The 11,522-nt window shown below is 49.4% G+C and carries 13 protein-coding genes; 8 read left to right on the forward strand and 5 right to left on the reverse strand.

The features are described from left to right. The 4 genes from C7B82_RS20800 to C7B82_RS20815 all read left to right on the forward strand — a co-directional run. A partial coding sequence (locus C7B82_RS20800; RefSeq protein ID WP_146141225.1) for a DUF928 domain-containing protein occupies positions 1-475 on the forward strand: 475 nt, incomplete at its 5' end. 83 nt (positions 476-558) lie between these two features. Continuing rightward, entirely contained in the window at positions 559-846 is a 288-nt protein-coding gene (locus C7B82_RS20805) for a PepSY domain-containing protein (protein ID WP_106258259.1), read from the forward strand. Between the two features lie 167 nt (positions 847-1,013). Next, the gene (locus tag C7B82_RS20810) at positions 1,014-2,624 is read left to right on the forward strand and encodes a hypothetical protein (protein WP_106258261.1); all 1,611 of its coding nucleotides are present in this window, start codon (positions 1,014-1,016) and stop codon (positions 2,622-2,624) included. A 52-nt stretch (positions 2,625-2,676) separates the two neighbouring features. Beyond that, positions 2,677-2,886: a hypothetical protein gene (locus tag C7B82_RS20815; RefSeq protein WP_106258263.1), complete on the forward strand. Its 210-nt coding sequence runs from the start codon at positions 2,677-2,679 to the stop codon at positions 2,884-2,886. Positions 2,887-2,890: 4 nt separating this feature from the next. Here C7B82_RS20815 and C7B82_RS31605 read toward each other — a convergent pair whose 3' ends face one another. The 5 genes from C7B82_RS31605 to C7B82_RS32575 all read right to left on the reverse strand — a co-directional run bounded on the left by C7B82_RS31605 (position 2,891) and on the right by C7B82_RS32575 (position 6,013). Continuing rightward, the gene (locus C7B82_RS31605; protein WP_181357592.1) at positions 2,891-3,382 is read right to left on the reverse strand and encodes a HEAT repeat domain-containing protein; all 492 of its coding nucleotides are present in this window, start codon (positions 3,380-3,382) and stop codon (positions 2,891-2,893) included. A gap of 87 nt (positions 3,383-3,469) precedes the next feature. After that, complete coding sequence (locus C7B82_RS35245; protein WP_146141228.1) at positions 3,470-3,874, reverse strand: HEAT repeat domain-containing protein; 405 nt, start codon at positions 3,872-3,874, stop codon at positions 3,470-3,472. Between the two features lie 178 nt (positions 3,875-4,052). Continuing rightward, positions 4,053-5,306 (reverse strand): IS110 family RNA-guided transposase, encoded by a 1,254-nt coding sequence (locus C7B82_RS20820; RefSeq protein WP_106258265.1) that lies wholly within the window; start codon positions 5,304-5,306, stop codon positions 4,053-4,055. Positions 5,307-5,625: 319 nt separating this feature from the next. Beyond that, complete coding sequence (locus tag C7B82_RS20825; RefSeq protein WP_146141227.1) at positions 5,626-5,844, reverse strand: hypothetical protein; 219 nt, start codon at positions 5,842-5,844, stop codon at positions 5,626-5,628. A gap of 13 nt (positions 5,845-5,857) precedes the next feature. Then, a complete protein-coding gene (locus C7B82_RS32575) occupies positions 5,858-6,013 on the reverse strand; it encodes a hypothetical protein (protein WP_181357593.1) in 156 nt (51 codons plus the stop codon). Between the two features lie 308 nt (positions 6,014-6,321). Here C7B82_RS32575 and C7B82_RS20830 point away from each other — a divergent pair, with 308 nt between their 5' ends. The 4 genes from C7B82_RS20830 (at position 6,322) to C7B82_RS20845 (ending at position 11,403) form a co-directional block, all read left to right on the forward strand. Continuing rightward, complete coding sequence (locus C7B82_RS20830) at positions 6,322-6,855, forward strand: DM13 domain-containing protein (protein WP_106258270.1); 534 nt, start codon at positions 6,322-6,324, stop codon at positions 6,853-6,855. Positions 6,856-7,073: 218 nt separating this feature from the next. Beyond that, positions 7,074-9,230, forward strand: a complete 2,157-nt coding sequence (locus C7B82_RS20835) for an amylo-alpha-1,6-glucosidase (protein WP_106258268.1) — start codon at positions 7,074-7,076, stop codon at positions 9,228-9,230. A 23-nt stretch (positions 9,231-9,253) separates the two neighbouring features. Further along, on the forward strand, positions 9,254-10,591 hold the full coding sequence (locus C7B82_RS20840) for a 2Fe-2S iron-sulfur cluster-binding protein (RefSeq protein ID WP_106258269.1): 1,338 nt from the start codon (positions 9,254-9,256) through the stop codon (positions 10,589-10,591). A gap of 53 nt (positions 10,592-10,644) precedes the next feature. Further along, positions 10,645-11,403: a VOC family protein gene (locus C7B82_RS20845; RefSeq protein ID WP_245940022.1), complete on the forward strand. Its 759-nt coding sequence runs from the start codon at positions 10,645-10,647 to the stop codon at positions 11,401-11,403. Positions 11,404-11,522: the final 119 nt, after the last annotated feature.

Below are 11,522 nucleotides of genomic sequence, written 5' to 3' on the forward strand. Positions count from 1 at the left end.
AGAGACTCCTGAAAAGACACTGCTGCTTTGCTTTAGAGTATCTGATGTGATTCGGATCCGCGTTCGCCAACAGTATCCGATCTTTAGCATTACAGGCACGCCAGGAGTTGCCAGCCTCTCGTTGCCGGGTAATGCCAACATTCCGCCGCTTGTGGTGGGTAAAGACTATCACTGGTCTGTATCGCTGATTTGCAAGACGGACGATCGCAGCAAAGACATCAGAGTAGACGGCTGGGTGCAGCGAGTGGCCACTAACGTTGACTTGACGAAACAATTGGCAACAGCAAAGCCCACCGATCGTGTCCGTCTCTACGCCAATAACGGCATCTGGTTTGACACCGTGACGACGCTGGCAGAACAGCGCTGTGCCAACCCCAAAGAAACGGCGTTGAACTCCAGTTGGGCAGAGTTGCTGAAATCGGTGCAGCTAGAAGCGATCGCGGATCAGCCCTTAATTCAGCAGTGTCAGCGGTAGACGCTCAGTCAAGCCAGACAGCCTGCGGACAGAGAAATTGAGCGATCGTTATACTGGACTCGTCCAACCGCTTCGCACTCATTATGGCAACTCAAAAGTTTAAGATTCGGCAGCTCCATCGCGCGATCGCGCCCATCATGCTGTTACCGATCCTCCTCACGTTGATCACAGGTTCTGTGTATCAAGCGCTCGACACACAGGGTAAAGGCGAAGAGTTTGGCTGGCTGCTGGCATTACACAAGGGACATTTTGGTCCTCTCAATCTAGAGATCGTCTACCCTTATTTAAACGGGCTTGGATTGCTTATCCTGGCAATCACAGGCGTTTCAATGTGGTCGCAGATACGCCAACGCCCCTCTGAGCGCGTCTGACCGTAGCCGTAACGGACACTCTGCATGGGGACTGCCTTGTGTGTGACACCTTCTTGATGACACTGCACTGCTTTGCTTGTAACCGCCTCAATATAAGTTATGACGCACTTGCGGAGACGTTATAGGTCGCAGTGTACGATGTAACCTGACCCGATCGGAGTCTTGTTATGTCGCTGCAGCTACCTTCACCACGCCAGCCTCTCAGTCGTCATAAAAATCTGTGGTTTGAGCGCCTGATGGCGATCGTCGCGCTGGCAAATTTAGGACTGGTGATGTTTGATCTCACCTATGTTCCGCTGCGTAACTTTTGGCTCTTGGGCAAGATCAAGGTGCCACTCCTGCCTACAATCACGCTACCGTTACCGCCTGCTCCAGACATTTGCAAGCCATTGGGTGAAACACCTGATAAAGCGACGTTGATCACGGCTTGCTACGATCGCGTCAAAGGGATTGAAGCCTATCGCGACACACAGGCCTATCTCGAAACGGTTAATCAACTAGAACAGCAGATCCAGCAAAGTGGTGTACAGTCTGCTCCGGTTGCCCAAACGCTGAAAAATCTGCAAGAGCAAAGCGCCAGCATGATCTCAGCCAACTGGTTTACCACTGCCAACAAAAGCGGCACCCTAGAAAAAATTAAAGACCGCATCCGCGATCGCCTTTACGTTGAAAACGCCACAGTTGCCGCTCGTATTGTCAGCACCGATCCAGCCAAAAGCATTCCCTTTCAAGAAGCGGTACAGAAAAAGGCGAAGCGATCGTCTCAAAAAGCCTTTGCGCTCTTTTGGAGCCCAGAGTATCTGGCTCAAGCAGGCGTGCAAAAAGAGCTTCCCTGGTTTGATGCGAACATACGAGACTTGATGCAAACCAACTATTACCGTTCCATTGAGGAGAACGGTGAGTTTACCAATCAGTTCTGGCTGCTCGACGCGCCCTTTGTGATTTTGTTTGTGATCGAATTTCTTGCTCGTACCTGGTACATCAGCCGTCAGTATAAAAGCGTTAGCTGGCGCGATGCCATCTTCTGGCGTTGGTACGACGTTTTATTGTTCTTTCCCTTTGGGCTGTTGTTCTATCCTTGGGTATGGCTACGCATCATTCCCGTTTCTATTCGCCTTCATCAAGCACATCTTGTCGATCTAGACCGGCTGAAGGAACAAGCAACGCAGGGCTTTGTGGGCAGCATCGCCGAAGAACTCACCGAAGTGGTGGTGGTGCAGGTGTTAAATCAAGTGCAGCAAGCGATTCGTCAGGGCGAAATTGTGCGCTGGCTACTACAGCCGAAACAGGACCAGGTCACAGTCAATAATGTTGATGAAATTGCAGAACTGGTCTCTCTTTTTGTCAAGCTGACGGTTTATCAGGTATTGCCCAAAGTGCAGCCCGATATTGAAGCATTGCTGCGACATAACATTGAAGTGGTATTGAATCAAGCGCCTGCGTATCAAGCGCTCAAAACAGTACCGGGGCTGAATGAAGTACCCAATCAAGTGATCGATCGTCTCATCACCGAAGTCCTACAAGCCACCTACAGCACACTGACCACTGCACTCGAAGACCCGATCGGCGCTCAATTAACCAATCGCCTGGTGCAAAATGTAGGGCAAACCCTGAGCAACGAAGTCCAGCAACAGAATGTCACCGATGAACTTAAGTCTCTGGTAAATGACTTCATCGAAGAGTTGAAGTTGAATTATGTGAAGCGATCGGCTGAAATCGATGTGCAAACCCTACTCGAAGAAACCCGCCAACTCCAACAGAGCGCCAAAAAACGTTAATTTAAAGATGGCTACAGTTTTATGCCAGTGGACACTTCCTCATTCTGCAGCAATGAATACAAAAGAAACCATCCTTCAGGAATTAGAGCAAACCCCAGAACCGCTTCTTGGAGAAGTCCTCCATTATTTGCTTTACCTCAAAGCATTACATGAAGAAGAGATGGAAGATTTAGAGGATATTCGCATCATTCGCGAAGAGATCCGTAGAGAAGGCACAATTCCGTGGGAAGACGTTAAGAAAGATCTAGGCTTAGTTGACTAGTCAGCTACTTGCATCTAGGAAGAATTGAACGTATTCCTGGCAATGAGCAAACAACAGGGGAGGATACTCTCGTCCTAGAGGCAATTTTTCGCACAATAAGCGGTGCAGGAGAGCAATTTCCGCAGCCTTGCATTTCAACTCTATAACTTTTCAAGATTTGTAGAACGACTAAATCTTTTTCAAGTTCTTGATGCTTTGTAATAGTATCGAACGCATTCCAATTTTGTTTCTTAGATGCAATTTCCCCTAACGCATATGCTGCGCTAGCACGAACTTCAGAACGATCGCTCTTGAGTGACCGAGAAAGAACTGGAACTGCTTGAGCGTCACATCTTATCAATGCCTCGAAATCAGAATTAGTTAACTTTGAAGTACCTAATCTTGAGGCATAACCTTGAATTTTATTGACTGCACATGCTTGTTTAGTGGAATCATTGGTATTTTGAGCAAGGACAGCGGAAAAACTTGCAAACAAGATAGTAGTAATCAGAGGCAATGAAGTTATAAATTTATGGTTTCGTTTCAGCATATCAATATCAGATTTTTAATAGAGGTGAACATTTTTTGACAGAGAATTTCTGACTCATTGGCATCGCGGCAAAATGCTTTTGATTCCAGGAATCTGGCATACCAAGGGTGAGTTTGTAATACTTTGAACCGAACGTCGAACATCAGGTAAGGGCGCTTCAGGTTCATCAAAACCACAATGTGACAACCTAAATGCTCCACAGTCAATTGTTGAAGGACTGCTGTTAGTTACATTGAGAGAAGCGATCGCTTCTTCAGTACCAATTTCCTTTAGAGCCTGAGCAGCACGATCGTGGACAACAGAATCTTCGTCCGAATTTTTGAAGATTGTGATTAATCTTGGCACTGCTGCTCCGGCTTTTGAACCAATGCTCCCTAAAGTATATGCTGCGATCGCTCTAACATAGTCCCTGAGGTAGACGAGGTCAATAGGAATCGCTAAATCTTGGTTTTGACTGATGTTTCAGGGAAGCTAGGACGCACAAAACAAACCTATGATCAAGATAGGAATCTTTTCCATCTCTATTACAAGATTGTCTAGTGTCTTAATCTAGTTTGTGTAACGAGAATCTCTGTATCGTCTTGGGTCTTTCAACCGGGACGATTAGCAATTATCTGGAGATTTCAGTACTCAACCGCTAAACGATTAAGTGTTTGACCAGTGGTGAATGCTTCCGTCTCAGTGCGTCAACATACTTCTCCTCATCATAGGGAGTCTTGTTCTGCCAACAGCGCCAGAGAATACGCCCCCACTTGTAAGCCAACGCTCGAATCGCTTTTTGATGGCTTTTACCCGCTTGTTTTTGTTGTTCATAAAACACTTGTGAGCAAGCTGAAAAGCGTCTGGCCTGATTGACCCCTTCCACAAAGGTTTGCCTGAGGAAAATCGGACACGACCAGCGCCAATGAACCCAACGCTTTTTCCCACTTTCCTCCTTGACTGGAGCAATCCCGATATAACTCATGAAAGCTTGAGCCGACGTGAATCGAGCACGCTCTTCTCCCAACGCAACGAGGAGACGAGGGGCCAGGTGTGGTCCTGCTCCGGGTAAAGCAGCAAACAAGACTGCATCGGGTAGAGTTTCAAACAACTCGGCCACCTTGGTATTGAAATCGCACAGTTGACGCAACACCACCTTGAGCAGCGCAACCAACGCGAGTGTCAACGCTTGAGCGGGCACCGCAATCGCCACGTCTGAAGTGAGGGGCGGTCCTGCATCGTGAATTTGCTGAAGGCGCCGAGCGATTGCCGTGCGACGCACCACCTGATGCGTTTGAAAGAAGTGGGTCAATTGCTCTGGTGTAGCCGCTTGAGCCGCTTCAAGATTGGCAAAGTGTTCTAAAAACTCACAAAAGACAAACGTATCTTTGTCCTCAAACCAATCGAGGACTTGAGGAAAGTAAGACTTCAACGATGCCGTCATGCGATTGGTGAGACGCACCTTCTCGCCCACCAGCATCCGTCTTGACTCGACCCATTGTCTGAGGGCACGGGTTTGAGGGCAGCCCGCCACCCATGCTTCCAACTTCTCTTGATGTTTTTGCATCAGTTCCACCAGGATGCGGGCATCCACTGGGTCAGACTTAGCACGGCTGGGTTGGAACGCTTTGCGATCGTTCGCCACCGTGCGAGGGTTGATGGGAAATAGCACGAGATTATCGTACTGACACAGGGCGTAGAGCAGCGGTCCGCGCTTCTGTTCCATGCCAACCGCAATGCGGCCTGTGCCATACCGTGCACGCAGGTGATTCACCCAATCTAAAATGTCTTGCGGACGGGTTTGAATCACGCTCTGGTGCCAAGTGCTGGAGGCGCAATCATAGAGAGCAATATCGTGTTTGCGGTCGGCCCAGTCGATGCCAATGTAAGCCACATAGTTGTCGGTAGCCATGTTAAATTGAAGTCCATTGATTTTACTGAAACGGATAGAACCTGTCGCCTGCACACGCGAAAAGATTATGGAAACGGTTGAAGCCCTGTTCCCTGAGCATTCGTTAAAGTGGGATAGGACAACGGTAAGAGGCGATGCGATCTGTTAGTAGTCATCAAGTGACTAGCGCTGCATAGTCGTCCTCTCAACCTGGCAGGTTCTCCCGTTTTTTTACTTTAAGCGTTTCTTCAATCGGCTTAGGAAAGTGGATGAGGAGCGAACGATATGTTATTAGACATGAATACTGTCATCCAATGCATGGTCGTCTCCTCTACCCTCTCTAGTGTTCGTCTCCCCATAAACCCCAATGCACACCGACCGCCGAGAGGTTATCGGTTGGAATTCGAGATTGTCTGCGGTGGGTGATGGGCAACGCTAGTTTCTTTGAAATTGCGTTGGTTAAGACGATCGCAAACACACTGCCCTCATCTAGTTTCGATCGCACCGCAAAGCTGCTGCCCATACTTCGACCAGGGTTTTCACGATCGCTCAGCCTCATCCATGTTCTCTAGTTAACCAGGGATGCGCTCCATCAACTCGGTCATTGCATCTTGTTCAATGCAGCGATCGCCGACACGTAACGCCTTGATGCACAGACGATGTCGTGTAGATAGCGTCTGAGTTCCCCAGTGCGATAACTCAGAGTCGTTGCCTGACGCTCGTGCCATGCACGGTATTAAAAGGACTCATCGGCTTCTTGGGTGTAACTCATGGGAATGAACCATCTGCATCAAGCGCACCATCCACTAGAAACCGATCACGTTTAGTTTATAAGTAAGTGCCAAGTGTCCTGAGTTGGGCAGCCAAAAATGAGAACTGGCTGAGAATGAGCTAAACGCTTTTTCACCAATCTATCAGCTTCTCAGATCGAACTCTTTAGCACGGCATCATCCTGCGATCGCAAGCGCCGATCACAATCAATGCTACAGCCACTAAACAGAGCTGCTGCTTGATCTTGCCTTAAGGATGTTTGATGATGAAAGCGAAACAATGGATTCTGTTAGGTTTAGCGTCTCTAGTGGCTGTCGGGTCTGGCGGGATTGCGGTGAAGAACCAGGCGGCTGAAAGCCCTCTTCCGCTGACCAGCCATGCGTCTACACCCTCGACCAAACCAGAGTTGATTGCTCAAATGATGAATGCGACAAAGCCAACTATTGTCAGTGCTGGCAGCTTTGCGTCTGGAGAGCATCCAACCCAGGGAGCAGCACGGATTATCGCTCAAAATGGCAAGCTCTTTCTGGAACTCGATCAGGGGTTTAAAACCTCCAGTCAGGGACCCGACCTGGTTGTGATTTTACATCGCTCCAGTAACGTACTCGGTGACACCAAACCACCAGCGTATCCGCTAAAAACAGGAGATTACGTCTTTCTGGCACCGCTACAAAAATTTAGTGGCGCACAACGGTATGTCATCCCCACGACAGTTAACTTAGCCGAGTATAAATCTGCCGTTATCTGGTGCCGGAAGTTTAATGCAACCTTTGGTGCTGCCAAATTGGTGAGTCAGTAACCTGTGGTCACTGGATTGATCAAGCACAAAGGACAAGTGGCGCAGACTATCGACCAGAAGAACACTCATGACACTTGCGGTAAAGTGACTCTGGTAACGGGCAGTAGCCAGAGCCAAGCCAAACCACTTAGCGCTCATCAGTTTTGATGAAGACCCTGAGGCAGTAGCTTGCACCGTTTGAGTCTAACGCTCCATGTCCCCTTCAGGAGAACGAAGCCATGCCCACCAAAGTTGTTGTTAACCCCGACCAGATTGCCATTAGTGATGGTTCTTCGTTTCTAGTCACCGCACGCGATGGCTCGATCGACGACCAACTCCCTCAAGGCTTCTTTGTCCGCGATACGCGCCTCATTTCCTACTACGAGATCTCGCTCAATCGGTCTCCACTCAAACTGCTGGCATCCAGTCCACTGACCCATCGGGTGGCACTGTATCAATTTACAAATCCTGTATTCCGGACTGTGCGGGGAACCGTGCCGTATGGTCAGTTGATGATTACGGTACGACGGGATGTTGTGGGTGGGCTACATGAAGATATTGACATTACAAACCATTCTAGCGATCGCGTCGAATTTCAACTCATGTTGGCGATTCGTTCCGATTTTGCCGATATCTTTCAAGTCAAGTCTCAGCAACTGTTAGCCCGTGGCAAGACACAGACTAACTGGAACGATGGCAAGCTGATGACGGAGTATCACAATGAATCGTTTTACAGAGGTCTCATTACAGCCACAGAAGGCTCCAGCTCGCCCCCGCTTTATGCCAACGGTCGCCTGGTGTTTGATGTCATTCTAGAACCAGGCGAGACGTGGACTGCCTGTATCAACCATATCGCTTTAGCAGATGGGAATATTTTGGAGCCACGCCATACCAGTGCAGAGATTGATGTGACAGAAGCGGGTCGGGTGCTGGAAAACTTCCTTGATATTTCAACCCAACTCCAAACCTCAAATGCCGCCGTTGCTGCAATTTATCGGCAGGCGATGATGGATATGGGTGCCTTGCGGATTGCCTTTGAGGAAAATGGCAAATCCTACTGGATGCCCGCCGCTGGAATGCCGTGGTTTATGGCAGTCTTTGGACGAGATTCCATCATTGCTGGCTTGCAAACGATGGCAGTGAATGCTGAGTTTGCGCGTGGCACACTGGCTCGGCTGGCTCATTTACAGGCAACCGAGGTAGACGATTGGCGGGATGCTCAACCCGGTAAGATTCTCCACGAAATTCGGCGGGGTGAGTTAGCGCAACTGCATGAAGTGCCCCATACACCTTACTATGGCACGATCGAAGCCACGATCCTTTGGATTGTGACTCTAGCAGAGACGTATCGCTGGAATGCCGATCGTTCTTTGCTGGATCACTGCTCTTTACCGCTGGGGCGGGCGCTTACCTGGATTGACCAGTATGGCGATTTTGATGGGGATGGCTTTGTCGAATATCTCACTCGTTCCAAAGATGGCTTGCGGAACCAGGGATGGAAAGATTCCGGTGATGCCATTGTGTATCCCGACGGCAGTTTAGTTGATCCACCGATCGCGCTCTGTGAAGTGCAGGGCTACGTCTACGATGCCTGGAAACGAGCGGCAGGCATTTACGACGTATTGGGCAACCATGACCGAGCGAAAGCACTGCACCAGAAAGCAGACGACCTGTATGAGCGCTTTAACGATCGCTTCTGGATGGAAGACGAAGGCTTTTACTGTTTGGGCTTAGATGACAAAAAGCAGCAGATTCGGGCGATCGCCTCCAATCCTGGACATCTACTTTGGTCAGGCATTGTGCCGCCAGAGCGGGCAAAACGACTTGTCGCACGCTTGTTTCAACCCGATCTCTGGTGTGGTTGGGGCATTCGCACACTCTCATCAAAAAATCCTGCTTACAACCCCATTAGCTATCAACTTGGCAGCGTCTGGCCCCACGACAATGGGTTTATTGCCGCGGGGCTGAAACGCTATGGGTATCACGCCGAAGCGAACCGCATTGCAGAAGGCATCTTTGCGGCTGCCAGTTATTTTGAAGCTGGACGGATGCCAGAACTCTTTGCTGGCATCGAGCGTCAGGCAGAAAGCTTTCCAGTCCCCTATCCTGATGCCAATATTCCACAAGCCTGGGCGGCTGGCTCCATTTTGTTTTTCATCCGCACTATCCTCGGACTCGAAGCCGATGCCTCAAAGCGACAATTGCAGGTGCAGCCTTTTCTACCCGCATGGTTGCCAGACATTACCTTAACAAACTTGGTGGTTGGTGATGCAACGGTTGCCTTACGCTTCTGGCGAGAAGGTGAACAAACGCGATGGGAGGTCACTCATCTTGATGGTGAATTAGAAGTGTATGCCAATAGCGATAGCGACTCAAGCCAGTTTCGTACCATCTAGTGAAACACCAAAAGGAGCCAAGTATGTCTGAAAGCCTGAGCAGAATGCAAAATCCAGTTGCTAGAAGTGTAACCGCCGCTCTGACAACACTTTCAGTCATTACTCTTGCGTCTGCGATCGTCATTGGAGTCACAAAACCAAAAGACGAATCTGCCTCTAAAACAGTCGTATATGCGTCCTTCATTGGGGCAGGCTGCGGTGCTTTGCTTGGTCTGGCTAGAGGTAAGGGAAAGCAGCAAAACGCGACTCAAGTGCAAGATGAGGGGCAGGTTGTTCAAGCGACTGAAAGCACGATATGGAAAGACTGGCGCGACTTTGTGGTCGTTCGCAAAGTGAAAGAAAGTGAGGAGATCACCTCGTTTTACTTGCAACCAGCCGATCAGGGCGCTATCCCCGCTTTTCAACCAGGGCAATTTCTGACCATTAAGCTGGAGATTCCTGGGCAAGCAAGACCCGTCATTCGCACCTATTCGCTATCGGATTATGCAGAACCGCACGCCTACTACCGCTTATCCATCAAGCGAGAACCGATGCCTCCAGGCTTAGATGTGATGCCGGGGCTTGCCTCGAATTTCATGCATGATCAGATTCATGAAGGTGCGGTGATTCCAGCAAAGCCACCCAGCGGCAAGTTTGTTCTTGATGTGGAAAAGTCGTTACCCGCCGTGCTCATCAGCAATGGGGTGGGCATTACACCCATGATTAGCATGGCAAAAGCGGTGACTCGTCTGAATCCCGATCGCCCCCTCTGGTTTTTACATGGTGCGCGTGATGGCAGCTTCCATGCCTTTCGAGAAGAGGTGAGCGCGATCGCGGCACAGAATCCCAATTTAATGGTTCATTATGCCTACAGCCGTCCCAGAGCAGAAGATGCGGGTCATCACCACAGCGTTGGTTACGTCGATACGGCTTTAATTCAATCGCTCGTGATGCAAGACGCAGAATATTTTCTGTGTGGTTCTCCACCCTTTATGGAAGCAATTCGTGCCGGCTTAAGCGCTGCGAATGTACCTGAAAGCCGCGTCTTTTTTGAGATGTTTACCAAAGCAAGTAAGTCAACCAGCGATCGCCCACTCGCTGAAGTAAATGGCAACAAGCTTGAAGCCGCAACAATCGTCTTTGCCCAATCGAATCAGACAATCGCCTGGAGCGAGGATGCAGAGAGCATTCTGGAATTTGCCGAAGCCAATGGTTTAAATCCTCCCTATAGTTGTCGTCAAGGAATCTGTGGTACCTGCGAGTGTAAGCTTCTAGAAGGTGAAGTGGAGTACCAAACAACACCTACAGCAACGGTTAAGGATGGTTCGGTACTGATTTGTATCGCTAAGCCCAAAACCGCAAACGTTGTCCTTGACCTGTAGGAACAGGTTTAGACAAATGACTCTCAAACGATCGCTCCTCTCTGCGGTTGCCGTTGCGGTCATTGTTGCAACACCGCAACGGCAGGCAGCTTCCCATTGATTCACGCAGTAACGATCGCTGGTTTCAACATATTGCCATTGCGGTGAGCAATATGGATCAGGCATACCAACAGTTACGCAACTATAAAGTACAATATGCATCCACTGCTCCCCAGCGCATCCCCGACTCCAATCAAGCGGCGGCTGGCATTCGTGCCTTCTACTTCAAAGACCCCGATGGACACAATTTAGAGCTTATTTACTTTCCACCCGGCAAAGGCGATCCAAAATGGCAGCAACCATCAAAGCAGCTTTTCTTAGGCATTGACCACACTGCGATCGTGGTTTCCAATACAGCCGTCAGCCTCAAGTTCTATCGCGATTTACTGGGTCTCAAAGTAGCAGGGGAAGGCATGAACGCTGGCACTGAGCAGGAACATCTCAACAATGTGCAAGGCGCACGACTGCACATTACTGGGTTACGTTCTCCCACTGGACCTGGTATTGAATTTTTGGACTATCTGGAACCAAAGGATGGGCGATCGCTCCCTGCGGATGCCAAACCGAATGATCTATTACACTGGCAAACCACTCTGGTGGTGAAGGATGTAACGGCGATCGCCGATCGGTTACGGCTCAATCAATCCACCTTTATTTCTCCCAATGTTGTCACCATGCCTCAGCAACCATTCGGTTTCAAAAAAGGGATTCTGGTACGCGATCCAGACGGTCATCCGCTGCGTTTGGTTGAGAAGACCGATCTGCTAAAGTAAAGCCATCGCCAGAGAAACCAGCCATGACAGTCACAACCGTTAAGGAGATTTCTAGGAATGAATTTACCCGCTAGCAGGTTGAATAAGGATATCCCATTTTGGTAATTCTGGATTGCGTT

The sequence above is a fragment of the Stenomitos frigidus ULC18 genome (genome assembly GCF_003003795.1).
Classification (GTDB): Bacteria; Cyanobacteriota; Cyanobacteriia; order Leptolyngbyales; family Leptolyngbyaceae; genus Stenomitos; species Stenomitos frigidus_A.